The sequence below is a fragment of the Dethiosulfovibrio russensis genome (assembly GCF_021568855.1).
Taxonomy (GTDB): Bacteria; Synergistota; Synergistia; order Synergistales; family Dethiosulfovibrionaceae; genus Dethiosulfovibrio; species Dethiosulfovibrio russensis.
Genome location: NZ_JAKGUG010000013.1, coordinates 1 through 25102, shown reverse-complemented (window position 1 = coordinate 25102; position 25102 = coordinate 1). Strand labels below are relative to the sequence as shown.

The 25102-nt window shown below is 54.6% G+C and carries 25 protein-coding genes and 1 tRNA gene; 1 reads left to right on the top strand and 25 read right to left on the bottom strand.

Features of this window, described 5'->3' with window-relative positions; genetic code table 11:
• Positions 1–34: 34 nt before the first annotated feature.
• From prmC to rpsO, 24 genes are all read right to left on the bottom strand, one after another.
• On the bottom strand, positions 35–883 hold the full coding sequence (prmC, locus tag L2W48_RS11795) for a peptide chain release factor N(5)-glutamine methyltransferase (protein WP_236100054.1): 849 nt from the start codon (positions 881–883) through the stop codon (positions 35–37).
• Positions 880–1956 (bottom strand): peptide chain release factor 1, encoded by a 1077-nt coding sequence (prfA, locus tag L2W48_RS11790; RefSeq protein WP_236100053.1) that lies wholly within the window; start codon positions 1954–1956, stop codon positions 880–882. Before prfA ends, prmC begins: the two co-directional genes overlap by 4 nt.
• Positions 1940–2914, bottom strand: a complete 975-nt coding sequence (locus L2W48_RS11785) for a DUF1385 domain-containing protein (protein ID WP_236100052.1) — start codon at positions 2912–2914, stop codon at positions 1940–1942. The genes prfA and L2W48_RS11785 overlap by 17 nt, the downstream gene beginning before the upstream one ends.
• Positions 2911–3558, bottom strand: coding sequence for an FAD-dependent thymidylate synthase (gene thyX, locus L2W48_RS11780; RefSeq protein ID WP_236100051.1), 648 nt, complete (start codon positions 3556–3558; stop codon positions 2911–2913). The genes L2W48_RS11785 and thyX overlap by 4 nt, the downstream gene beginning before the upstream one ends.
• Positions 3559–3617: 59 nt before the next feature.
• Positions 3618–3848 carry a 50S ribosomal protein L31 gene (gene rpmE, locus L2W48_RS11775; protein WP_236100050.1) on the bottom strand — a complete coding sequence of 77 codons (231 nt, stop codon included), beginning with the start codon at positions 3846–3848 and terminating at the stop codon, positions 3618–3620.
• A 108-nt stretch (positions 3849–3956) separates the two neighbouring features.
• Positions 3957–4496 (bottom strand): HutP family protein, encoded by a 540-nt coding sequence (locus L2W48_RS11770; RefSeq protein WP_236100049.1) that lies wholly within the window; start codon positions 4494–4496, stop codon positions 3957–3959.
• A gap of 18 nt (positions 4497–4514) precedes the next feature.
• Positions 4515–5678, bottom strand: a complete 1164-nt coding sequence (locus L2W48_RS11765) for an alanyl-tRNA editing protein (protein ID WP_236114959.1) — start codon at positions 5676–5678, stop codon at positions 4515–4517.
• A 23-nt stretch (positions 5679–5701) separates the two neighbouring features.
• Positions 5702–6736 (bottom strand): AI-2E family transporter, encoded by a 1035-nt coding sequence (locus L2W48_RS11760; protein ID WP_236100047.1) that lies wholly within the window; start codon positions 6734–6736, stop codon positions 5702–5704.
• 155 nt (positions 6737–6891) lie between these two features.
• A tRNA-Arg gene (locus L2W48_RS11755) sits at positions 6892–6968 on the bottom strand.
• Positions 6969–7050: 82 nt separating this feature from the next.
• Positions 7051–9399 (bottom strand): endonuclease MutS2, encoded by a 2349-nt coding sequence (locus L2W48_RS11750; protein ID WP_236100046.1) that lies wholly within the window; start codon positions 9397–9399, stop codon positions 7051–7053.
• A 3-nt stretch (positions 9400–9402) separates the two neighbouring features.
• A complete protein-coding gene (locus L2W48_RS11745; RefSeq protein ID WP_236100045.1) occupies positions 9403–9939 on the bottom strand; it encodes a CvpA family protein in 537 nt (178 codons plus the stop codon).
• Positions 9936–10190, bottom strand: a complete 255-nt coding sequence (locus tag L2W48_RS11740) for a hypothetical protein (RefSeq protein ID WP_236100044.1) — start codon at positions 10188–10190, stop codon at positions 9936–9938. The genes L2W48_RS11745 and L2W48_RS11740 overlap by 4 nt, the downstream gene beginning before the upstream one ends.
• A gap of 16 nt (positions 10191–10206) precedes the next feature.
• Positions 10207–10500: a coiled-coil domain-containing protein gene (locus tag L2W48_RS11735; protein WP_236100043.1), complete on the bottom strand. Its 294-nt coding sequence runs from the start codon at positions 10498–10500 to the stop codon at positions 10207–10209.
• Between the two features lie 56 nt (positions 10501–10556).
• Positions 10557–12959 (bottom strand): phenylalanine--tRNA ligase subunit beta, encoded by a 2403-nt coding sequence (gene pheT, locus L2W48_RS11730; protein WP_236100042.1) that lies wholly within the window; start codon positions 12957–12959, stop codon positions 10557–10559.
• The gene (pheS, locus tag L2W48_RS11725) at positions 12956–13993 is read right to left on the bottom strand and encodes a phenylalanine--tRNA ligase subunit alpha (protein ID WP_236100041.1); all 1038 of its coding nucleotides are present in this window, start codon (positions 13991–13993) and stop codon (positions 12956–12958) included. The genes pheT and pheS overlap by 4 nt, the downstream gene beginning before the upstream one ends.
• Positions 13994–13996: 3 nt before the next feature.
• Complete coding sequence (locus L2W48_RS11720) at positions 13997–14686, bottom strand: potassium channel family protein (protein WP_236100040.1); 690 nt, start codon at positions 14684–14686, stop codon at positions 13997–13999.
• 12 nt (positions 14687–14698) lie between these two features.
• Positions 14699–15961, bottom strand: coding sequence for a TrkH family potassium uptake protein (locus L2W48_RS11715; protein ID WP_236100039.1), 1263 nt, complete (start codon positions 15959–15961; stop codon positions 14699–14701).
• A 56-nt stretch (positions 15962–16017) separates the two neighbouring features.
• The gene (rplT, locus tag L2W48_RS11710) at positions 16018–16377 is read right to left on the bottom strand and encodes a 50S ribosomal protein L20 (protein ID WP_236100038.1); all 360 of its coding nucleotides are present in this window, start codon (positions 16375–16377) and stop codon (positions 16018–16020) included.
• A gap of 30 nt (positions 16378–16407) precedes the next feature.
• On the bottom strand, positions 16408–16605 hold the full coding sequence (gene rpmI / locus L2W48_RS11705) for a 50S ribosomal protein L35 (protein WP_236100037.1): 198 nt from the start codon (positions 16603–16605) through the stop codon (positions 16408–16410).
• A gap of 44 nt (positions 16606–16649) precedes the next feature.
• The gene (gene infC / locus L2W48_RS11700) at positions 16650–17219 is read right to left on the bottom strand and encodes a translation initiation factor IF-3 (protein ID WP_236114961.1); all 570 of its coding nucleotides are present in this window, start codon (positions 17217–17219) and stop codon (positions 16650–16652) included.
• 210 nt (positions 17220–17429) lie between these two features.
• Positions 17430–19322 carry a threonine--tRNA ligase gene (thrS, locus tag L2W48_RS11695; protein WP_236100036.1) on the bottom strand — a complete coding sequence of 631 codons (1893 nt, stop codon included), beginning with the start codon at positions 19320–19322 and terminating at the stop codon, positions 17430–17432.
• Positions 19323–19395: 73 nt separating this feature from the next.
• A complete protein-coding gene (gene dut / locus L2W48_RS11690) occupies positions 19396–19854 on the bottom strand; it encodes a dUTP diphosphatase (protein WP_236100035.1) in 459 nt (152 codons plus the stop codon).
• Between the two features lies 1 nt (position 19855).
• Positions 19856–22105, bottom strand: coding sequence for a polyribonucleotide nucleotidyltransferase (locus tag L2W48_RS11685; protein ID WP_236100034.1), 2250 nt, complete (start codon positions 22103–22105; stop codon positions 19856–19858).
• Between the two features lie 123 nt (positions 22106–22228).
• The gene (gene rpsO / locus L2W48_RS11680) at positions 22229–22495 is read right to left on the bottom strand and encodes a 30S ribosomal protein S15 (RefSeq protein ID WP_005661854.1); all 267 of its coding nucleotides are present in this window, start codon (positions 22493–22495) and stop codon (positions 22229–22231) included.
• Positions 22496–22744: 249 nt separating this feature from the next.
• On the opposite strand from rpsO, the gene L2W48_RS11675 reads away from it, so the two are divergent.
• On the top strand, positions 22745–23437 hold the full coding sequence (locus L2W48_RS11675) for a response regulator transcription factor (protein ID WP_236100033.1): 693 nt from the start codon (positions 22745–22747) through the stop codon (positions 23435–23437).
• 67 nt (positions 23438–23504) lie between these two features.
• On the opposite strand, the gene L2W48_RS11670 is transcribed toward L2W48_RS11675, so the two are convergent.
• Positions 23505–24902, bottom strand: a complete 1398-nt coding sequence (locus tag L2W48_RS11670; protein WP_236100032.1) for a Do family serine endopeptidase — start codon at positions 24900–24902, stop codon at positions 23505–23507.
• Positions 24903–25102: the final 200 nt, after the last annotated feature.

Genomic DNA, 25102 nt, shown 5'->3' with positions numbered 1-25102 from the left:
TGCGACACGAGCGCAGGATATAACCAGCTGATTATTATACACGACGCCATCCCATAAGGCGAGGTACACCGGAAAGGTCGTCCCTCATATCGAGGAGCGACAGCCCCGACGGCGTCATCTCAGTTAGAGATCTAACCTGGTCTGTCCCTCCGAACTCGACCCAAAGCAGCCCTCCGGGCCGTAGAACCCTCTCCGCCCACGGCAGGAGCATTCTGTATGGATCCAGACCATCTGGCCCTCCATCGAGGGCCGAACGAGGCTCGTAACGGGATACCTCCGGCATCAACGACGGAACGTCCTCGGAGGGGATATAGGGTGGATTGGAGACTACCAGATCCACCGTTCCGGAAGCCAAAGGGATGGACTCGGGGGTCGAGCAGTGCCAAAGCAGACAGCGGTTCAAGACCCCCTCTCTCTGGAGATTGCCGTAGGCTACCTCTATAGCCGATGCCTCGGAGTCTACCGCGATACAGAAGGCCTCCGGTCTATCGGACAGAATCGCACAGGCGATACATCCCGAGCCGGTCCCCCAGTCGACGAACGTTCCACCGTTGAAGTCCCTTAGGGCCGCTTCGACCAGAAACTCCGTCTCAGGCCGGGGAATCAGGCTGCCGGACCTCACGGACAGGGACTTTCCCCAGAAGGGACAGCTGCCTAAAATATAGTGGAGAGGCTCTCTGTCCTTCCGCCTAAGGACAGCCGCCTTCATGGAGTCCAATGTGACACCTTCCACGGAAAATTCCCCGTGACAGTGGATCCACGACCTATCCACACCCATAAAATGAGATAATATCAGGTCGACATCCAGATCGGGATTATCGACCCCGGCCTCGGATAGATCCGCTATAAACAGCCGCCTCAGATCTTTCAGGGACGAGCTCACCTATCGTCCAGATCCTTCATCCGCTCCGCCTGTTCGGCCATTCTAAGAGCCTCTACCAGCTCCGTTATGGCTCCCCCCATGGCGGCTTCGAGCTTGTAAAGGGTAAGGCCTATCCTATGATCGGTTATCCTGTTTTGAGGAAAATTGTAGGTCCTTATCCTCTCGGAACGGTCCCCCGAACCTATCTGACCCTTTCGCTCCTGGGCTTCGGCGTCCTGTCTCTTCCGCTGCTCCATGTCGTATAGTTTGGTCCGCAAGAAAGCCATGGCCCTCGCCCTGTTCTTTATCTGAGACCTCTCATCCTGGCAGGTGACGACTATACCGGTCGGGAGGTGGGTGATCCTGACAGCCGAGTCGGTCATATTGACGTGCTGTCCTCCGGCACCGCTGGAACGATAGGTATCTATCTTGAGATCTTCCTGACGGATCTCAACGTCGACCTCCTCCGCCTCGGGTAAGACCGCCACCGTGGCGGCGGACGTATGTATCCTCCCCCCGGACTCGGTGGCAGGAACCCTCTGAACTCTGTGAACCCCGCTCTCGTACTTTAGATCGCTGTAGGCCCCCTGGCCGTCGACCTTGAAGACGATCTCCTTGTAGCCTCCTATCTCCGTCTCGTTGGCATCCAGTATCTCCACCGACCATCGACGCTGCTCGGCGAAACGACTGTACATACGGAAAAGGTCGGAGGCAAAAAGAGCGGCCTCGTCTCCGCCGGTACCGGCTCTTATCTCTACCATCACGCTTTTATCGTCGTTCGGGTCCTTGGGAAGAAGCAACAAGGTAACCTTTTTCTCCTGCTCCTCCAGAAGAGGCTCCAGACTATGAGCCTCCTCCTTGGCCAACTGGGCCATCTCGGGGTCGTCCGAGTCCAAAAGGGCCTTGGCTTCCTCCAGATCGGATCTTATCCTCTTGTATTCTTCGTAGGCCCCCACGATCTCCGAAAGCTCGGCATGCTTCTTCCCCAGAGACTGAAGCTCTCTGGGGTTGGAAGTCACCGAGGGGTCGGCCATTTTGTGCTCTATTTCCTCATGGATGGCCGCTATTTCCTGAAGTTTATCGTCTAGTTTCACGGTACAGATCCCTCCCAGGTCTATCGGGCAAGAAGGAAACGTCAAGAGCGGATTCCAAGGCGGACAGGGCGACCTCCAACTGTCTGGAGGTCGGTATCCTGGTCGTAAGGTACTGCAGGCTCAAGGCCGGAGCCATTATGCTCTTGCCCAAGGACCCCCATTTCGCGGAGGAACGTATTATCTCGTAGGAAAGGCCTATCACCAGAGGCAACAGCACCACCCTGGAGCCCACCCTCCACAGGATTCCTCCTCCTCCGACCAGGGAGAAGACTATAATACTCATGACCACCACCACCAGAAGAAAGGAAGTCCCGCATCTGGGATGGATCCTGGAATACCTTCCTATCCTCTTTACCGTCATAGGGGATCCGGCCTCAAAAGCGTTTATGGTCTTGTGTTCCGCTCCGTGGTACATCAGAACCTCTCGGATGTCCTTCCACAGGCCGATACAACCGACATAGGAGACGAAGACGAGCCCTCTGGCGACGCCCTCCACCACGTTTTTAGCCAGATGCCCCAGGCCGAACCAGCCTCCGAAAAGATCGCCTATCCAAAGGGGCAAGGCGACGAAAAGTCCGACTACCGCCACAACCGCCACCAGAACGGACATGGCTATATCGAAGGAGGTAAGCTCCTCTTCCTCCCCCAGGGCTATCTGGGCGGATCTGGACAGAGCCCTGAAGCCCTCTCTGAGCATCTCTGCCATAGTGGCCATTCCCCTGAACACAGGGGTTTTCCATATGCCTTTTTTATCCCAGCCAGCGCAGGACCAGCGATCTTTCCATATATCGCCGTCGGGCTGGCGCACCGCCATTCCCCAATGGCTGGGGCCCTTCATTATGACCCCTTCTATGACCGCCTGCCCTCCGACCGGCAAGGTCTCCGGACAGGCTTTTTCCGACACCCTGTCGGAAGCTCCTGCCAAAAGAGCCATGAGCTTGATTGGACCTAATATCATCGTTTCTCCTCCAGATCGGAGCCCAGATAGGGCTTAAGCCAGGATTCCTTTTCGAGCAACAACCTTCCCATCTCGACCAAAAGCTCCCGAATCTCCCATTGAGCCCCCTTGACATCTACTCTCTTTCTGTAGACATCGAGAAAAGACCGCAAGTTCAACGTGGTTACGAAGTTAGTGGTTATTGCGCCGGGAAGTACGAACCGAGCGTCTTCCCTGGGCATTCCGACGTCCAGCAGTCTATCGTAGCAATCCTGACAGCTTTCCATAGCCTTGGAAAATATCTCCATGGCCTCCGGAGATGCCGATATGGTAGGGGGAACCACGTGATCGAAGACGGCTCCAGAATCGGATCTCTCCGATACGTAGCGCTGACTCTGAACGCTCAAACTGACCCCTATCCTGTGGCGACTGTACTGGGCCAGCAAAGTTCTGGAAACCCCGGAAACGGCGAAGGTCATGGAACAATGCTCCATGACGCTCAGGTGCTTCGCCTCGATGAGGAAGTCGGCAAGTTTCAGCATCTTTTCCCTGCTGACCGGCTCGGCGTATAGCTCCTGAGGGGCCTTGGGACTGTGACATGTATGGCCTGCGAGCCATACGGCCATGAGATAGTCCGGGGTAGTATAGATCAGATCGACTCTCATGATGTGCCCCTTTCTCTTCTGAGATACTCTAGAAAAAAAAGAGGGGCAAAGCCCCTCTTTTACTCGGTGGCCTCTTTCTGGCCGTAGTTGATTCCAGCGTATTTCTTGTTGAACTTCTCCAGCCTTCCGGCCTCGGAGAGGAACCTTCCCTTCTTACCGGTGTAGAAAGGATGGCAGACCGAGCAGACGCCTACCTTGATCTCATCGACGGTCGCCTGGGTCTCGAAGGTGTTCCCACAGGCGCAGGAGACCTTGCAGGGCCCGTAGTTGGGGTGAATGTCCTTTTTCATATTGAAGCTCCTCCTCTAAATAAAACGTTCGATATTCCTAAGAACCGAAAACATCTCAAAACGAAAATTTATCACAGCTGCCGATTTTTATCAAGGAGAGAAATCGATTCAGATATGCATGACCCCCAGGCCGAACCTCTCGTGGTGGGCCACAGCATGATAGGCGGTATCCCCCATGACGGCGACGGATATCCAGCGATCGTTCCTGACTATGGCTATCTTGGCACCTATGCTGGCCTCCAGAAGACCGGACGGAATGAAGGCATCCAGGGACTCGAAAGCAGCGTGCATAAGGGCGTGCATCTCCCTCTGGTCCTTCTGTATAACACCGCTGTTTAAAGCCGCCCCTACCAAAGCCCTGGTTATCTTCTGGGGAAGATCTCCATAAACGCCGCCAACCTCGGTTGCCACGGAATGCCATCCCAGACCGAGAAGCTGTCTCTTGACCGAGTCCTCGTCTTCCTTCGTCAAGGTGGAGGCCAAGAGCAAGGCGGCTCTGCCTATCTGACCGTCGGCGTTAAAACGGATCCTGGCTACTATCTCCACCCCGTCGTCATCGTCCGGCAGGATCTCTCTCTCCATCTCCCTCCCGTTATCGGCGACATCCTGTTCCCTTTCCTCTCCGGCGAACATCTTCGTCCACTTCATCTAAAAAACACCGACCTCTCAAGAAATAATACCTCTACAGACCTTCAGCCATACGTCCAGAGAACGACATTCCGTCTGCCCCGAGAGGACTCCCCCTCTTCCGCCTCCACGGACCTTGAGCTCGTTCGAACCGAGCAAACCCTTAGAATCAAAGGTGAAATCCCCCCCGACACACAGCATAAAGGGGATGGCCCGACCGACTCCATCGTCGATGAGGGCCAAGACGATAGAGTCTGAACGACCTTCCGCCCTCTTTCTACAGGAAGAGGTAACCAACTCCTTGGGCAACCCTACCGAATGAAGCACATCGAAAGTCAATCCATCTAGTTCTCTGGTCTCCCACGGAAGGGTCACGTACTGCTGGACCTTGGCGAGCTGTTTTCTCAGGCTACCGTTCTCATCGCCAAGACGATCCATTATCTTTCCCACCTCGTCGTATCGACAGTTCGCCCTGGAGATCAACCTTCTCATTTCCCTGGAATACAGGACATCCCTGTCGGAGTCCAAGGAAAACACGACCTCCCACTCGGGAGAACTGCCCTTGAAGGACTCGACGAACAGGGTTCCTATCTCGGAGGTGTTCTCCACGTGGCTTCCAGAACAGGCGATCAGGTCGAACTCGGGTATTCGGACAACTCGTATGAATTCGTCGGAAACCCTGTCCCACCGGGCCTTGAGACCGTCCAGTCCCTTTGCTTCCTCTATCGGGAGAACTAAGGTCTCCACCGGCAAGGACGACCTTACGACCTCTCTGGCCCGATCCTCCGCTTCGAAGAGAAAATCCCAGTCCAGATCGCCGTCGTATCTCAGGTAGACTCCGGTCCGTTCCTCGCCTACTGCGACCTTGTAAACCGACAGCCCTGGCCGCATGTCCTCCATGACCCGGGAAAGAACGTGCTCCCCCGAGTGCATCCTCGATAGGACGGAATGTCTGACGTCGTCTCTCTCTATTTCAAGGAGGTCTCCCTCTTTGAGCTCTCCGCTCTTAAGCTTTAGATCCAGGACACAGAGACCGTTGTCCTTTCTGGTATTTAAGATGAATCCATCGCAGTTATCAGAGAAAAAAACGCCAGAATCGCCGGGCTGTCCGCCTCCCTCGGGATGAAGAAAGTGATCGCCCTCTATCAGAACGCTGGCTTTCTTCCCTTTTTCGTTATCCAACCTCAGCACTCGAACCGACACTTCGGAACGACCTCCTCTCTGGATCATTCGAACTCCTTTTTATACTGTTTACCTGTCCCCATCATAACTCCCACCGTGTTCAGGGAGTCGACGTTCTCGCATATTATCTTGATAATCGCCACTATTGGTACCGACAGCAACGCACCTATGACACCCCAAAGCCAGCCCCAGAAAAACAGGGATATGAGTATCACCACCGGACTGACGTCCAGGCTATCTCCCATGACCTTAGGAGTTATCACGTTTCCGATAAGCATCTGGATTAACAGAAGGGACACCGCCGCGCCTATGGCGGGAAAGGTATTCGGATAATACTGTACCAGAGCGAGCAGAATCGGAGGAACCGAGGCTATTATGGAACCGATGGTCGGGATGAAATTGAGAGCGAAAGCCAAAACCCCCCAGGTCATGGCGAAATCGACCCTAAGGTAGGACAGAGCCAACCAAACGCAGACCCCGGTTGAGACGCTTATCAAGGTCTGTAAGGTCAGATAGCTCCCTATCTGGGTGGAGATGGCCTTAAGGACAGAAAGAATCCTGGACCCCGAGTCGACGGAGAAGGCCTTCTTGATCTTGTACTCCACGTAGGGGCTGCCCAAAAGCATAAAGACCAAAAAAACTATAACTAAAACCAGATTGGACAGGAAGGTTACCAGGGAACCTGAAAGGGAAAGAAGATATTTGCCCATCCTCTCGCCCCAGTTTATGCTATCCCAGAAATCCGGAGGAAACAGATCGCTGCTGGTGAAGCTTTTCGTGAGGGCTATGAGCTGATCGTAATATTTGGGATAAGCCGACGCGAAAGCCACCACCCGGGTATTCATGAAAATGGCCCCTAGGGCACATACCCCCAAAAACAGGGCTAAAACCGCCACGATGGTGAAGAAGATTGGAATCTTCTTCCGAGCCATAAAGCGGACTATAGGTCCGAACACGTATGAAAGAAGCCAGGCTATAACAAAGGGAAGTATGACGCTCTGAGCGGCCTTGAGCACCATACCTACCGCTACCAAAGTCAGTATGAAAACGCACGCAACTATGATGTTTACGTTTTTCATCGCGACCTCCCTTGGAACTCGTCTTTTGCCCGTCGATTATACATCCTTTTCCCCGTCTCGGTCTAATATCTACCGATGGTACGACCGTAGATAGGCTATAAAAAAACCCGCCTACAGGCGGGTTGGAAGGCCTCTTGGAGGCTCGATATCTCATATGGCGCGCCCGGCGGGATTCGAACCCACGACCTCTGGCTCCGGAGGCCAGCACTCTATCCAGCTGAGCTACAGGCGCATCGTTCAAAGCTAAGCAACTTAAATACGATACATCGAAAAGCCTCTTAGGTCAAGTATCCCCTACGGAAATAAACCTGGAGCTAGTCCCTGAAACTGACCACTGTCACCCCATAGCCGCCTTCCCCGTTTTCTCCCAGTCGAAAGTTCGCCACATAGGACAGACGGCGGCATAGCTCGTGGACCTTTCTACGCAGTATCCCCTCGCCCCTTCCGTGGATCACGGTAACCTCTCCGTAGCCAGCCAGGACAGCCCTGTCCAGGTAGTCCGCAACGAGAGGCATAGCCTCGTCCACAGTCATTCCTCGTACCATTATGGAGCTAGGTACCCCTACGGGACGTGATACTGAGATAGAAGGGCCGGAAACCTCAGGACGTATCTTCTTGTCACTCGCCGTAAGTTTTTTGAGATCAGTCTCGACCTTCAGACCTCCCACCAGAACGACCGCTCTCTTTCCCCCTATAGAGAGAACCTCTCCGGCCGAACCTGATCCGGAGATCTGAACCACGTCTCCCACCTCTATCTCCTTGGAACCCCGTTCCTTTATCTCCTTGGCCTCGAATACTGCCTGACGGACTTGGGATCGTTCCTTCGATTTTTTGACCCCTTTTTTGTGCTTGTTCAACTCCCTGTCGGCTGCCGATTTAGCGGCCTCGTCGAGACCACGGAGCATCTCCCTGGCCTGGCTCTCCGCCTCCTCCAGGACCCTCTCCGCCTCTCTGTCGGCCTTCATAATGGTCCGTCTCTTTATCCTCTCAAGATCGTGGCGGTCTTTTGCAATGGCCTTTTTAAGCTCCTCTATCTCCTGTCTCTCCTTGGACAAAGAGGCGGCCTGAGAGTCGAGATGGAGGGTCTTCTTCTGAAGTTCTCCTATCATGGTCTCTATGGAGGCCTCTCCGCTTTTAAGCACCTTTTCGGCTTCCCCTAGAACCTCCCGATGCATCCCTAGCCTCTCAGCTATGGCCAAGGCGTTGCTCTGCCCCGGGATACCCATTATCAGCCGATAGGTCGGTGTAAGGGTGGATAGGTCGAAATCCACGCTGGCTGTCTCTACTCCGTCGGTGGTGGTAGCGAACTTTTTTATGGGGTTGTGATGGGTGGTCGCCAGAACCAAAGGACCTCTTCTCTTGAAGGTTTTTAGCAATGCGACTCCGAGTGCGGCTCCCTCCTGGGGATCGGTGCCCGCACCCAGCTCGTCCAGAAGGATCAGGGATCGGTCGTCCGAGTCCTCCAATATGTCCACGACGTTCTTGAGGTGGGCACTGAAGGTCGAGAGACTTTGCTCTATGCTCTGCTCGTCGCCGATATCGGAGAAAAGAGACGACACCTCTCCGACCTGAGAGCCCTCCACCGCCGGAATCGGCAGACCGCACCAGGCCAGAAATACCGACACCCCCACGGTCTTGAGAGCCACGGTCTTTCCTCCTGTATTGGGACCGGTGATGACCAGGACCCTGAAAGCCCCACCGCAATGGACGTCAATGGGAACCGCCGACGAACCGAGCATAGGATGACGCACCTGGAACAGTCTGAAACGGGTTCCTCCGGTCATCTCCGGGAAGGTCCATCTCTCCCTGTCCATCAGATCGGATACGGCATATATCATATCCATGATTCCTACAACGTCCTGGGCCTCGATAACGGCCCCTTTTCTGGACATTATGCCGGTGGTAAGGGCCCGGAAAATTCGTCTTTCCTCGTCTCTTTCGTCCTGACGAAGCTCCACCATGCGATTGTTCAGGGAGACCACGCAGTTGGGCTCCATGTAAGCGGAGTTTCCCGATGAAGAACGATCCACCAATATCCCCGGGAACCTTCCCACGAACTCCTGTCTGACCAGAAGGACCGATCTACCGTTTCTCATGGAGAGGACCCTCTCCTGCAGCATATGGGAGGAGCTACCGTTGATTATGCCGTTACAGTCTCTCCTTATTCTCCTCCGTAGTTCGTCTATTCTCTCCCTCAGATCCCTCAACCTCGGAGATGCTCCGTCGTAGAGCTCACCCTTCTCGTCCAACACGGATAGCCTTTCGAGATCCTCGGAAAAATCCCGGACCCTTCTGGCCAAAGTCCACAGGGCGGGGAAATCATCCCTGACCTCTCCGACAGAATCGCGGATACGCCCAGCCAGATGAAGGAGAACGCGAACACGCAGAAGCTCCTCTCCCGACATCATTCCGGTCTCGGAGGCCCCTTCGATCAGGCCGTCGACGGAAGCCACGTCGGAAGACCAGGGCAAATTGCCATGTATCGAGAGATACCTCCTGTAACCCTCGATCAGGGCCTGTCTCTTGAGAACCTGGTCCTTATCGGAAAAGGGTTCCTGCCGGGACAACATAAAAACGCCCAGTTCGCTTCGAGCCCGAGAGGCGAACTGGAGCATTATCTTCTCTATTTCAAGGCTTTTATAGGCCGTTTTCGATACATACATAACTCAGATATCCCCCGTATCGACGGGATAGGAACTCCCCTCATCGGGCAAAAGCCCGCTCTTGGCCGCGTAGGGCGCGACGTGAGGCCATATGGTCGCGGCTAAAATCATCGAACGACTCTGTTTTAAAACTTCCCGGGGCACCAGAGGCTTCACCATGGAAACCAGGACGAAGAGGACCAACAGAAGGGCCACCGACTTAACGCACCCGGCAGCCAGCCCCAGCATTCGATCCAAAAAGGTGAGAGAGGTGATGGTCAGGAAAGCCCTGCAGACCCTGGTCAACAGAGCACCCAGAAGGACGACCACGACGAAGACTACCACCATGGATATCACCTTTCCGGCAGGGAAGGACAGGCCATCGAAAGCTTCCGTCAGAAAAGCAGCCCCCTGGTCGGCCAGGCGGAAAGCCAAGACCAGACCTCCCACCGTGGCGACCAAGGAGATGACCTCTCCCATAAGTCCTCGTAACATGCCCTTGACAGCGAAAATAACCGTGACGAACAGAAATATCAGGTCTATTGCCAATCCTATATTCATGGAGAATCCTCCTCTGGAGCGACTTCAGCCAGTAGATCCTCCAGCCTTCTGCTTTGACCGTCGACCCAGAGGACCAGGTTCAGCCACGCCATCAGAAGTCGTCGATCCGAGGGCATCTTGGAATCGGTCTTGGCCATGACCTCCTCCGTGAAGGCCATGGCCCGTGACCAAGTAGCTTCGTCTACGGCAGTCTCCACGCTGTAGCGACTCCTGCCTATCACGACGGTCTCTTGGCGGCTTTTATCGGACAATCAAGAGACTCCCCTCTTATCCTCTGTTATCCGGCCCCTCCTGGGGCAACAGATTTTTAAGCTTACCGTAGACGGCGGTCAGACGACTCTCCAGCTGGGCCTTCTCCTTTTGAAGGTTCATCTTCTCCCTCTCCAGTTGCTCTATCCGTCTCTGACTCTCCTTGTCCTGTCTTATATGTTCCATCTCTTTGTCCTTAAGCTGGGCCTTGGCTCCTTCCAGCTCGTCCTTGAAGCGGTCTCTGGATTCTTTAAGGACCTTAAGCCTCTCAGCAAGTCCATCGATAAGTTGATCCATATTTTCCAGGTTCATAATGACCCCTCCAGTATTATTTAGATTTTGGGAATACCCGTTTATGGCTCCGCAGATCAGCGGAGAGAATAGCCTTTTTCTTCCAGCCTGGACCTCAGTTTATCGTGTACGGAATCGACCTCTTTGTCCTTAAGGGTTCTGTCCGAGCTTCTGTAGGCCATGGAAAACGCCAGACTCCTCTTGCCCTCGGGGATTCCTTTCCCATCGTATATATCGAACAGCCTGACCTTATCTAGAAGGTCGTCGGCGAGGTCTTCTACGTCACCAATCACGGATTCGACCGATACGGAGGAATCTGCCAGCAAGGATACGTCCCTGAAAACCGGAGGATAAGAGGAGCCCTGTCCGAACCTCAAGACCGGATCCTCAAGCAGAGGAGCCAGATCGAACTCGAAGCAGTAAACCGGGCCGTCCAGGTCCAACTCGCTCTCTATGGCCGGCTTCAGCCTTACCATAAAGCCTATCACCGCACCATCATACACGATATGGGCCGTTTGCCCAAGATGTCCGAAAGGCTCCTCTCCTTGAACGAAGGAGAAACGGACATTTCTGGAAAATCCGAAGGACTGCACGTCCGCCTTCACCGACAGCAGATCGTCTACGACGGATTCACCGTAAGGGCTGCGTGTATCCTTGCCGGGATAGACCAGACCGGAGACCCTGTCGAACTCGATCAATTCGTCCCTTTCGTCCAGCCTGAAGACCCTTCCGGACTCGAAAAGCCTGACGGGACCTCTCCAGCCCGACCTCAGGGTCCGCCTCAGGGACTCCAGAAGTCCGGGTAACATAGTCGATCTCATTACGGACAGCTCTCCGCTTATCGGATTGCTGAGGGAGAGAAAACGACCTCTGGGGTCATCCTCGAGGCGCAGCGTCTCTCCGTATTTAGGCGAATGGAAGCTGTAAGAGACCACCTCCACGTACCCTCTGGCGATGGCGAGCGACCTCAGCTCTCTCGATGTCGCAGTCACGGCTCCCAGTTTTCCCGTACCGTAGGAGCATCCGGGAATTCGGGAAGGTATCACGTCGTATCCCCTTATCCTGGCGACCTCCTCCACGAGATCCTCCTCTATGGATATATCCGGACGATAGGAAGGGACTTTGAAACTTCGCACGCCGCCGTCCTCACTGACCTCGACCTCGACAAGACCCAGCCTCGACAGGATGGAGGACGCCTCTTCCATATCGTCCCATTGGGCGATTCGAGCCAGTTTTCTTTTCGTCAGGGACACCACCGGACGGTTCGTATCGCCTCTGAAGGCTCTGGCCACACCGGAGGCGACCTCCGCACATCCCCAGTCTCTCAGTAGGGAGAAAGCGTAGTCTATGGCTCTCTCCGGAAGCTCCGGATCCACCCCTCTGGCGTAGCGATAGGAGGCCTCGCTGGGAAGTCCCAGACGGCGGGAGGTCGAGCCTATCCTGGCAGAATCGAATATGGCGCTCTCCAGGAGCAACCGCGTCGTGCCGTCCTCTATCTCCGAGTTCAACCCTCCCATGACCCCTGCCAGGGCCACCGAGCTATCTCCACTGCATATGACGAGATCCGACGAATCCAGGACCCTTTCCTTGTGGTCCAGCGTCACGAACCGCTCTCCTTGGAGGGCCGAACGGACCGAGATGGATCGATCGGGCAACCTGTCGGCATCGAAGGCATGAAGGGGCTGCCCCAGGGCGAGCATGGTCAGGTTGGTAACGTCTACCACGTTGTTGACCGGCCTCATTCCGCAAAGAGCTAGCCGAATTCTGGCCTCAAGAGGTGACGGAGCTATCTTCAGCCTCTCCGCCATACCCATGAGATAGACCGGACATCCGTCGTCCTCCAGAGTTATGCCTTTGAAATCGAAGTCCCAGTCGGGATCTCCCAGGGAAACGGGCTCGTCCCCTTTCCTCATGGAGGCCTCGGGGAAGAGGGCTATCACCTCTCTGGCGATCCCTCTCATGCTCAACATGTCCCCCCTGTTGGGGGTTATGGAAAGTTCTAAGATAAAATCGTCCAACCCCAGAGCCTTGACTGCGTCGTCTCCTGCGGTCAGATGCTCGGGGAGCCTCAGTATACCGAACTCGTCCGCCACGTCGGGAAGTCCCAGCTCCTCGGCGGAAAGCATCATTCCCGAGCTGACCACACCGTCGAACTCCCTGTCGCTCAACACGGTTCCGTCGGCTATGGTGGCGCCACCGGGAGCATAGGGAACCTTGTCGCCTACGGACAGATTTTTAGCGGCGGTAACGCAGGTGGTCGAGCCATTCCCTCTATCGAGATCCACCAGCAGGAGGTTTCCGCTGCGAGGATGTGGAACGATCGAGGTCACCTGGGCCACCACAATCCCGGCCAACTTCTCGCACGGACGATGTATTGCCTCTATTTCGTTTCCGGTAACGGTAAGCCTCTCGGCCACCGTCTCCATCGAAACAGGCAGATTCACCAGCTCGTTGAGCCAATTCCAGGAAACCAGCATCATTCATCCCTCCCGGAGAGCAGATAGGACAGATCTCCCTCGAAGAGAGGGCGAAGGTCCCTGAGATCGTACTTCAACATAGCTATTCGATCCAGCCCCATACCCCAGGCGAAGCCGTTGAACCTCTCGGGATCGACTCCTCCGGCCCGAAGTACCTCGGGATGGACCATTCCCATACCGCCTATCTCCAGCCATCCGGTCCCCTTACAGATCCGGCAGGAAGGATCCTTGCCGGAACAGGCGATACACTCTATGTCGACCTCCATGGACGGCTCGGTGAAGGGGAAATAGCTCGCCCTGTATCGAGCCTTGAGAGGCCTGGAGAAAATCGCCGAAACCATGGCCTCCAGACAGCCCTTGAGATCCCCTATGGAGACGTCCTCCTCCACCAGAAGCCCCTCTATCTGATGGAACATAGGGGAATGGGTGGGGTCGCTGTCCCTCCTGTAGACCTTCCCGGGACAGGCCACCCTCAAAGGCGCCCCGTAGGCCAACATGGACCTCACCTGTACCGGAGAGGTATGGGTCCTGAGAAGTCTGCCGTCGTCGAAATAAAAGGTGTCCTGCATATCCCTGGCGGGATGATGAGGGGGGATATTGAGGGCCTCGAAATTATGAAAGTCGTCCTCTACCTCCGGTCCAAGGGCCACGGAAAAGCCAAGCCCGGTGAGTATCTCGGAGACATCGTACATCACCTGCATAACCGGATGGACTCCTCCGGAAAGGCGACCTCTGGCGGGCTGGGTAACGTCCACGAACTCCTCGAGCTCCTTTTTCCTCAGGGCCTCGTCTTCCGCCCTTTTGGACCTCCCGGCAAGGTCCGAGTCGAGGACCTGTTTTAGCTCGTTTATGACCTTACCCGCCTCCGGACGTTCCTCCGGCGACATCGTCCCCAGAGACTTCAAAAGGGCAGTCACCTTGCCCTTCTTGCCCAGATAGCGAACCCGGAGGTCTTTAAGATCGTCCAGAGACTTCGCATCCTCCAACTCAGAAAGGAAGGAACTTCTCACCCCTTCTATATCCAGTTTCAAATCCATCGTCTAGACCTCCCCTTCCGAATCTATCTTTTCCAATTTATATATCCAATCGGCCAGGCGTTCCCTGTCGCCGACCAGCATCAGTTTATCTCCCTCTCTTATAACCGAATCCGGACCTGGCATCATCTTGGCGTCGTCCCGCTCCAACAGTAACACTGAGGCTCCGTAGGAACTTCGAAAGTTAAGGTCAACGAGACTCTTTCCCACCATACTGGGAAGAGGTTTCAGCTCTCCCACTATGTAGCCGTTGCCAGGTATCTGAGAGAAGTTCGACAGCCATGGGTTGACGAACTGCTCGGCCAGACGGACTCCCATGTCCTTTTCCGGAAAGATGACCCTGTCCGCCCCGACTCTGGCCAGGACCCTGGCGTGAAGGGCGGTCTGGGCTCTGGATACGAGCCTATCTATTCCCAAACCTTTGAGGATAGCGGTGGTGAGGATGCTGGCCTCCACGTTCTCCCCTATTGCGACAACGGCCACATCGGCTTCCTTGGCCCCGACCTTTATAAGAGCCTCCTCGTCGGAGGCATCTAGCTCGGCGGCGTAGTCCACCGTATCGGCTACCTCCGCCACCTTGTCAGGATCCATGTCGACCGCGACTACCCTCTGTCCCAGAGCGACCAACCTCTCGCAAAGAGAGAGGCCGAAACGCCCCAGCCCTACGACGAAATACATCTTGGTCTCCCGGGCCATGAAAAACAGCTCCTATCCTATAGGTATAGAGGTCTCGGCGTAGCTGACCTTGCTGGACTCTTCGATATTCGCGAGGCTGAACAGGAAGGTGAGGATCCCCACCCTACCCCAGAACATCAGAAGTATGAGAATCCACTTTCCCGCAGGAGAGAGATCCGCCGTCACCCCCATGGAAAGCCCCACCGTACCCATTGCCGAGACGACCTCGAAGGCCAAGCTCCTGAACGACATATCCTCCACCAAGTTCAGAAGGAGTATACCAAATAAAACCGTGGCCACGTAGAGAAAAGCGAGCATCATCGCCCTCAGCACGAGCTTTTGAGGAACGCTTCTGTGCCAAAGCACCAGGTTGGAGTTGCCTCTCGTGTTGAAAAAAGCGGAGGAGACCAGAAGCCCGAAGGTAGTTGTCTTCATTCCCCCTCCTGTAGAGCCAGGCGAAGCCCCTATCATCATCAGGATCATGATCAAAAAAGCCCCTAGAGAGGACAGCCCGACGGTCGGCAAGGTGTTGAACCCGGCGGTACGAGAGGTAACGGAGGCGAAAAGGGCGTTCCATATCTTCATGGGAACCGAAAGCCCTCTCAGCAGACCATCCCATTCGGTCAAGGCGAGAACGGCCGCTCCGAAAAAAACCAACGATACGGTTACCACCAGCACTAGCCTGGTATGGATGGAAAGCCTTTTTCTACCTCTGAACCACTCACCTAGCTCCCACAAAACGATGAAGCCGATACCGCCTAGTACTATGAGAAACATCACCACCGCCGGGAGAAGCCACCCCGTGGCGTAACCCTCCAGGCTATCGCTAAAGAGGGAGAAACCGGCGTTGCAAAAGGCGCTGACGCTGTGGAAGATCGAACACCACAGGGAATCCATGGCAGACATAGTCTCGCTGAAGACGAAAAAAAGCGGAACAGCGGCTAAGCACTCTATCACAAGGGTCATCTTCACTATACGGGCTACGAGCCTCACCGCACCGGAGGGCCCCTCAAGCCCCATGCCTCCGGCAAAGAGAAGCCTCTGTCTTATCCCTATGGGACGACGCAGTAAAAAAAGGGTGAAGGTCGCCGCGGTCATGACTCCCAGTCCTCCCAGCTGAATCAGAAGAAGGAGTATCGCCTGAGACGAAAAGACCAGGTCCCTGCCGGTATCTACCACGGCCAGACCGGTCACGCAGACAGCGGAAGTGGAGGTGAAAAGGGCGTCCAACGGAGAGATAGGCATATCTCCAAGATAGTTGAAACCCCATAGCAGAAGGGCTCCTATCAAAATCAATGATAGGAACCCTCCGACGATGGCTCGTTCAACTCGTATAGAGCTGTATGTCCTCACTACGCCTGGTTCAAGGCCTCTTTGGCCTTGACGGCTAGGGCCTCGAAGGCGGGCATGTCGTTTACGGCCAGGTCCGCAAGCATTTTGCGATTGACCTCCACGCCGGACCTCTTCAAGCCGTTGATCAGATTGCTGTAGTTCATGCCGTTGATTCTGGCCGCAGCGTTGATCCTGGTTATCCAGAGACGACGGAAATCCCTCTTGCGGAGCTTCCTGTCGGCGTACATTCTGGTCAGTGAGTGGAGGAAAGCCTCCCTGGCACGACGATAGACGTTCTTCTTTCTTCCGAAATAACCTTTAGTTATGGAAAACAGCTTTTTGCGTTTTCTATCGCTAGAGCTGGCAGCAGCAACACGCATCGTTCTTCACCTCTCGTTACGAAATCGCCGTTAGGCGTAGGGCATCATTTTCTTCATCGTCTCGGTCAAAGTGTCGTTAAGGATACCGTCCTGACGAAGGCGACGAAGGCGACTGGCGTTCTTCGTCTTGAGCTTGTGAGCGCGACCGGATTTCTTATAGGATACCTTTCCCGTTCCGGTGAAAGAGAAACGCTTTTTAGCGCCGGAGTGGGTTTTCATCTTAGGCATAGGAGCTCCTCCTTATATTAGAATACCGTTTTATACGACTTTTATTATTCCCCTTGATCGCTTTCGCTCTTAGGGGATTTTTTGACCTCTTTCTGCTGGACCGGGGTCATCATCATCCGCATGTAACGTCCTTCCATACGGGGAAAGCCCTCCATCTTACCGAGGTCCTCGCAGTCCTTGGCTACCCTGTCCAGCACTTCCTTACCGCGATCCAGGAACGCCATCTCCCTACCCCTGAAGAATATGGAGACCTTCACCCTGTGACCGTTCTCCAGGAAACTCCTAATGGCCTTGGTCTTGAAGTTATAATCGTGTTCGTCGATCTTCGGACGCATCTTCATTTCCTTGAGAGTCTGGGTCTTCTGTTTCTTACGAGCGTCCTTCTCCCGCTTCTGCTGCTGATACCTGAACTTACCGTAATCCAGGATGCGGCAGACCGGCGGCTTGGCTCCCGGAGCCACCTCCACCAGGTCCAGTTCCTTTCCTGCCGACAGATCCAGGGCTTCGCTTATGGGAAGGACTCCCAATTTTCCACCTTGATCGTCTATAACCAGGACCTCTCGTGCGGTTATCTCCTCGTTGACTCTCGGCTCGTCAGAAAGCTTCTTAGCTATAACGGTTCACCTCCGTGAATGATTGGCGTAAAAAAAGGGGACCGACTACGGCCCCCTCTAAAGTACGAAATACACTACGCCCTAAGGCGCGATGATTCGACTGGAACCAGACAACTGCTAAAAGCGTCGCCAGGTGAGGGGATCCCCTTCTTTTCTACATCGTGACTTGAGAGATGTTACCACGACATCCCGTTTTAGGCAAGTTTTTCTCTATAAGGGGGAGAACTGCCCTTTAAGCAGCTCCAGTAGATCCTCCTTGCTCATGGATCCTTTATCCCCTTCGGACCGATCTCTGACCGAGACGGTGTCGGTCTCCAGCTCTCTGTCTCCGACGACCAGCATAAAGGGAACCTTCTCCATCTGAGCATCTCTGATCTTCCTGCCGAGCTTTTCGTCCCGACAGTCCAGTTCAACCCTATATTCCCGATCCTGGAGCAATGCCTTCAAATCCTTGGCGTAATCGACGTGGTCTTCCCCTACTGCGAGAATCTTCACCTGAACGGGAGCGATCCAGAAGGGGAAGGCCCCTGCGTAATGCTCTATCAGTATGCCGAGGAAACGCTCGATGCTTCCCAATATGGTCCTGTGGAGCATAGCAGGACGATGTTCCTTCCCGTCCGAGCCTATGTAGGTGACGTCGAACTTCTCCGGCATCTGGAAGTCGAGCTGGATGGTCCCACACTGCCAGGTCCTACCTATGCAGTCCTCCAGATGGAAGTCTATCTTGGGACCGTAGAAAGCTCCGTCTCCGGGGTTGAGAACGTAGTTAGTTCCCCTCTCCTCCAGCACCTCTCTCAGAGATCTCTCGGCCAACTCCCACATCTCGTCGCTACCCATGGAGTTATCCGGCCTGGTGGACAGTTCCACGTGGAACTTGAAGCCGAACACCTCGGAGTATATGTAGTCCACCATGTCCATGATCAGGGAGACCTCGTCCTTGATCTGATCGGGAGTGCAATAGTGATGTGCGTCGTCCTGGGTAAAGCAACGGACCCTCATCAGACCGTGCAACACTCCGGATTTCTCGTGTCTATGGACTATTCCAAGCTCGCCGAGCCTGAGGGGAAGATCCCTATAGCTGTGAAGATCCGACTTATAGACCAGGATCCCTCCGGGACAGTTCATAGGTTTTATGGCGTAGGGCTGATCGTCTATCTCGGTAAAATACATGTTTTCCCTGTAGTGATCCCAATGCCCCGACTGTATCCAAAGGTCTCTGTTCAGAATCAGAGGAGTCCTTATCTGATCGTAGCCGTTCTTTCTGTGCACCTTGCTCCAGAAGTCTATCAGGGTATTTATGACCACCATGCCCTTGGGATGGAAGAACGGGAACCCCGGGCCTTCCTTGTGGAGAGAGAACAAACCCAGCTCACGGCCTATTTTGCGGTGATCCCTCTTCTTGGCCTCCTCCATCCTGGTGACGTAGGCCTCCAGTTCCTCCTTCGTTGCGAAGGCGGTTCCGTATATACGGGTAAGCATGATATTGTTCTCGTCGCCTCTCCAATAGGCACCGGCGACGGAGAGAAGCTTGAAGTTCTGAAGCACCCTGGTGTTGGGAACGTGAGGTCCCCGGCAGAGATCGACGTATTCCTCCTGCCAATACAGGTTGACCGAATCGTCGTCTATCCCCTCCAGTATCTCGACCTTATAGGGATCCTTCCTTTCCTTGAAGAGTTCTATGGCCTCTTCTCTGGAGACTCGCTGACGCTTCAGGGGTATTCCCCTCTTGACTATCCTGCGCATCTCCTTCTCAAAGGCGGGCAGATCCGTCTCGGAGATGGGCTCCTTGAACTCTATATCGTAGTAGAAACCGTCCTTTATCACCGGACCTATGGCGACCACGGCGCCCGGGAAGAGCCTTGTGGCTGCCTGGGCCAAAAGATGGGCGGTCGAGTGTCTCAATATCTCCAGACCCTCTTCGGTATCGGAGGTAATGGGCTCCACCGAGGCGTCGCAGGAGACCTCTACGTCGAGATCCAGCTCCTCTCCGTTCACCTTGGCCGCGAGAGCTCCCTTTTCAAGCTTCCATTCCTTTAAGATATCGCCGACGACAGCCTTCTCCGACTCGAGAAGCTGCCCGGCGGGACCGGAAAAACGATACATTTCCTACCTGCCTTTCCAAGGACCGACCAGGCCCTTTAACTCTAGAGGGGACCTTGATGTCCCCGTTACTCTACTACTTCCTCGAAGGGATCGAGATGCCGGTGCTACCGAATCCACCGGAGCCTCTATCGGTGGATTCCAGAGTAGCGACCTCCTCCCAGCAGGCTCTCGCGACTGGAGCGATCACCAATTGGGCGATCCTGTCGCCTACGGCCACCTCGAAGGGACTATCTCCCAGGTTCATCATTATTACCCTGAGCTCCCCTCTGTAATCCGAATCTATGGTTCCGGGAGAGTTCGGAACCACCAGACCTCTCTTGAGAGCCAGGCCGCTTCTTGGTCGGACCTGGGCCTCGAACCCCTCGGGAACCGCTATTCTGATTCCGGTTCCCACCGTCATGCATTTTCCCTGAGGGATCACCACAGATTCCGCCGCTATCAGGTCCATACCGGCGGAACCATTCGTCTCATAGCCGGGAAGGGGAAGCCTTAAGGCTTCCCCTTCCCGTACCACGGGGATACGTATCTCCATTTTATCTGCGATCGTTTCTACGACCGCCGTTACCGCCTCTTCGACGATCGTCTCCGCCAGGCCTGCGTCTGTCGTTGCCGGCAGGTGCGGGCGGCAGGGCAGCTATAGCCTCGTCCCTCTCGGCCTCGAAAGACAGACAGGACTCCAGTCCGGCTTCCTTGACCTTCGACTCGTCGGCCAGAATCTTCTTTCTGGTCAGGTTTATCCTGCCCATATCGTCGATCTCTCGGACCATCACCAGCACAGGATCGCCGGGTTTGAATACATCCTCGACCTTTCCTACCCTGTGGGTACTGATCTCGCTGACGTGGAGCAGTCCCTCCTTGCCTGGCAGGACCTCCACGAAGGCTCCGAAGGCCATGAGACGGGTCACCTTACCCTGGAAGACCTCTCCGGCCTGGACCTCCCTGACTATGTCGTCGATCATCTTGATCGCCGCGTTGACCTCTTCCTGGGAGGCTCCGGCAATCAGAATCTGACCGTCGTCGTCTATGTTGACCTTGGCCCCCGTCTCCTGGGTAATCCCCCTGATAACCTTGCCTCCAGGGCCTATGACGTCTCGGATCTTATCCACGTTTATCATCATGGTGTACATCCTGGGAGCGTTGGGAGAGAGATCTCCGGGGGTGGATATGGCCTGCTCCATAACGTCGAGGATCGCCATCCTGGCGTCTTTGGCCTGTCCTAGAGCCTGCTTCAGTATCTCCCTGGTTATACCTCCGGCCTTGTTGTCCATCTGAAGGGCTGTGACCCCTTCGCGGGTACCGGCGACCTTGAAGTCCATGTCGCCGTAGTGGTCCTCCAGTCCCTGTATATCGGTGAGAACCACGACGTCGTCTCCCTCTTTGATCAGTCCCATCGCTATGCCGGCAACATGCCTCTTTATGGGAACTCCGGCACTCATAAGGGCCAGACTACCCCCACATATGGAGGCCTGGGAGCTAGAGCCGTTGGATTCAAGGATATCCGACACCACCCTGACCACGTAGGGGAATTCGGTATCGTCGGGAATAATGGGAGTCAAGGCCCTCTCAGCTAAGGCGCCGTGTCCTATTTCCCTTCGTCCCGGTCCTCTCATGGGACGAACCTCTCCAACCGAATAAGGCGGGAAGTTATAGTGAAGCAGGAAGCTCTTGTTCGGCTCGTTGTGTTTGAGACCGTCTATAAGCTGATCGTCCTCGCCCAACATACCTAAAGTAGCCGTCGCCAGAGACTGGGTCTCCCCTCTGGTAAACACGGCGGATCCGTGAACCTTGGGAAGGACGTCGACCTCACAGCTCAGAGAACGGAGTTCGTCGGTCTTTCGACCGTCGGCGCGGCGCTTCTCCGTCACGGTGATTTTGCGCATCATGGCCTTAACCCAATGCTCGACGGCACCGGATATATATCCTCCCTTATCGGGGAATTCCTCGGCAAAATGCTCCCGGGCTCTATCCTCCAGAGCTCGAACGGCAACGCCTCTTTGTTTTTTATCGTGTATCATAACGGCTTCGGCGATGTCGGACTTGAGGTTCTCCTCCACCCAGCAATCTATCTCGGGAACCTTGACAGGAGGATCTATTACGATCTTGTCCTTGCCGATCTCCTCTCTCATGCGTAGCTGGAGATCGACGATCCTCTTTATCTCTCCCTGGGCAAGCTCCATGGCGTCCACCAGAAGATCCTCCGGGACCTCCTGGGCTCCCGCCTCGACCATTGTGATGCCGTCGGCGTGACCGGAGACGACCAGCTCCAAAGAACTGTTCTCCATCATCTCCTCCGTGGGGTTAACCACCAGGGAACCATCTATATTGCCTATACGTACCGCACCTACAGGACCACCCCATGGGATATCGGATATGGTCAGGGCCGCAGAAGCGGCGTTTATTGCCAGTATATTAGGCGGATTCTGCTGGTCCACAGAAAGGACGGTGGAGACCACGTGCACGTCGTGCCTCATCCAGCCCTCGAAAAGAGAACGGATCGACCTGTCTATGACCCTGGCACTTAAAATAGCGGTCTGGGAAGGACGGCCCTCCCTCTTTATGAAACCGCCGGGGATCTTCCCTGCGGAGTAAAATCGCTCCTCAAAATCGACCAGAAGGGGGAAAAAATCCAATCCCTCTCTCGGCTTATCGGTCATACAAGCGGTCGTAAGTATGACCGTGTCGCCCTGCCTGGCCCATACCGATCCGTTGGCCTGCTTGGCTACCTTACCGGTCTCGAAGACCAGCTCTTCTTCTCCAACTCTCACTCGATAAACATCCTGCATAAAAATTTCCTCCTTGTTTTTTCCATCCCTTTCGATCTGGATAAGCATACCACATAAAAGACGAAAAATGCGGAGACGATTTAAATCGTCTCCGCATTTCAGACCTCGAATTTTGACTCTTTTTTAGTGTCTCAGGCCGAGCCTCTCGATAAGGGTCTTGTATCTGTTGAAATCCTTGTTCCTGAGGTATCTCAACATCTTCCTACGACGTCCGACCATTGTAAGAAGCCCCTTCTTGGAGTGGAAGTCGTGCTTATGCACCTTGAGATGCTCGGTCAGATCTCTGATCCTCTTGGTAAGGATCGCCACTTGGACCTCGGGAGACCCGGTATCGGTGGAATGGGAGTGAAAATCCTCGATGATTACGTTCTTCTCTTCTTTGGAAAGCATACTGTTCACCTCTAAACGACTTTTACCGTCGAATTCCCTAATCCACGAAAGCTCTTAAAGGGCTATCCTAGATTTGGGTGCGCTAATTGTATCATCCGAATCGGCTACGGACAAGAACTATAAAAGCAGCCCTAAAAAACTCCCTCAAAAATCTTTTTTCACTCTAGACAAGGCAGTGTGGTTGTGTTTTAATACACGTAAGATGCGATAGCATCTATGAAATCTACTATTTTTTCAGGGGTGGTATAAATGAGAATTCTTATGATAGGGGATAAGGACAACGTAGGCGTCGGTGAAAGCCAGAATCTGTTCAGCGATCTATCTCGAGAGTTTACCGTAGTCCGCATCAGCGATCCAGAGGAGGGCCTGGAGATGCTGAAGTCCAACAAGTACGACTGCGTCATAATAGACAGAAAAGACGCTGAGGACAACTGCGGGATGGACCTGGTCGACTTCAACAAGGAAAGTGGAATGGGACTGCCCATATTGATAATATCGGCCGATAAGACCGTGGACGACCTGGTCGCTATGTTTGAGAGAGGGGCCGACGACTACGTGGCCTCGCCCTGCGACGGAAGAGAGATCATCGCCAGAGTACATTCTCTCATAAGGAGAAGCGCTCAGTGCCATAGGCCTCTCCTCACCTGCGGCAGACTCATACTGGATCCTGTGGCGAGGGAATGCAAAGTCGACGGAACCTCCGTGCCCCTCAGAAGACGGGAGTTCGATATTCTCGAGATCCTCATGCGCCACGACAACCAGGTGTTCAGCAGAGAGAGGATCATATCCGAGGTATGGCAGAAGGAATACGACGGAACCAGCAACGTGGTCGACGTCCACATAAAGTACCTCAGGGACAAGCTCAGAGAACACAAGATGGACTCCATAGTCGTAACGGTAAGAGGCGTCGGCTACAAGGTCCAGTGCAGTGAATGCAGCTAACTCGTCGATATAGATAAAATCAAAAGGAAAGGGCTCCGATTTTTGGAGCCCCTTCCTTTTTCTCACTCTAACGCCTCAGAGATATGGATATGAAGGTGGTCCTTCCGTCCCTTCTCACCAACAATACCGCATTGCCCTTTTCGTTCTTCAGGGCCCTGCCAAGATCGGAGGGGGTCTTCAGGGAATGGCCGTTGGCCTCCAGGATAACGTCTCCCTCCTTCAGTCCGACCATAGCCGCGGAGGACCGCTCCTCGACCGACAGTATCACCAGACCGTCTTCCGACGGAAGATCGTATTTATCCTTTAGCTGGCCTGTGATGACTGCCACCTTGACCCCGAGTATGTCGATCTCTCCCAACTCGGACGCCTCGCCGAATCCGGCGGTATCGTCTACCTCGGTAAGCTTGGCCTTCAAGGTCCTCTCCTCTCCCCTGCGAACTACCTTCAGGGCGATCTCGTCTCCCGCCATACGATGACGGACCTTCATAACGAAATCCTGATGATCCTTGACCTTCTTTCCGTCGATGGAGATAATGACGTCTCCCCTCTTCAAGCCGGCCTTGGCCGCAGGAGAATCGGGAACCACGTCGCTGACTACGGCCCCGTCGGTTCCATCGAGCTTATAGGCCTCGGCGAAGTCCCTCGTTACCGGCTGTATATAGACTCCGAGCCAACCTCTCCTGACCTTGCCGTAACGGACTATATCGTCCATGACCTGTTTTGCCATGTTCACCGGTATAGCGAATCCTATGCCCTGGGCGTAAGGGATTATAGCCGTATTTATGCCGATAACCCTGCCGTCCATGTTCAAAAGAGGGCCTCCGCTGTTGCCGGGATTTATGGCCGCATCGGTCTGTATGAAACCGTCGAAGTTGAAGTTCCTGGCGTGGATGCTCCTGTTCTTGGCCGAGACAACTCCCACTGTGACGGTATGTTCCAGGCCAAGTGGATTCCCTATGGCGATGGCCCACTCGCCGACCTTGGTGGTCTCCGAGTCTCCCAACTCGAGGATCGGAAGATCCTTCGCCTCTATCTTCAAAACCGCTAGATCGAAGGTCGGGTCTTTACCAACTATCTTGGCGTCGAATGTCCTGCCGTCCGAGAGAGTTACCGTTATGGTATCGGCATCGGCCACGACATGGTTGTTCGTAAGGATTTTGCCGTCCTCGCTGACGATGAAACCGGACCCCTTCCCTCTCATAGGGACCATCCTGGAGAACTCCTTGAACCTCTCTCCGAAGAACTCCCTAAAGAAAGGATCGTCCCCGAAGGGAGACACGCTCTGCCTCACCATGGCCTCCGTGTCTATGTTGACCACCGCGGGAGAAGCCTGCTCGAATATGGCGGCCACGGGGTTGCCCGTATAGACGTCCTGAGCTTGGGCAGACACGGCGGACAAGGAAAGGACGACCGCCATCAAAGCTGAAAAAACAACTCTCATCGTGATACTTTTTACATTTCTCATGAGATCACCTCCGAAATATCTACGTATAAATTACATCGAAGGCCCTCGCTTTACATCGTAATTTTTACCGAACCGTCATAGGGTAAAACGACGATAGCCGGCCTCCTCTACCTCTTATCCCTGTACTCCCTGAGGATATCCAGAACAGCGTCTATGTCCGAGGCCGTGTGGTCGCCGGAGATCTGGAACCGTATCTCCTC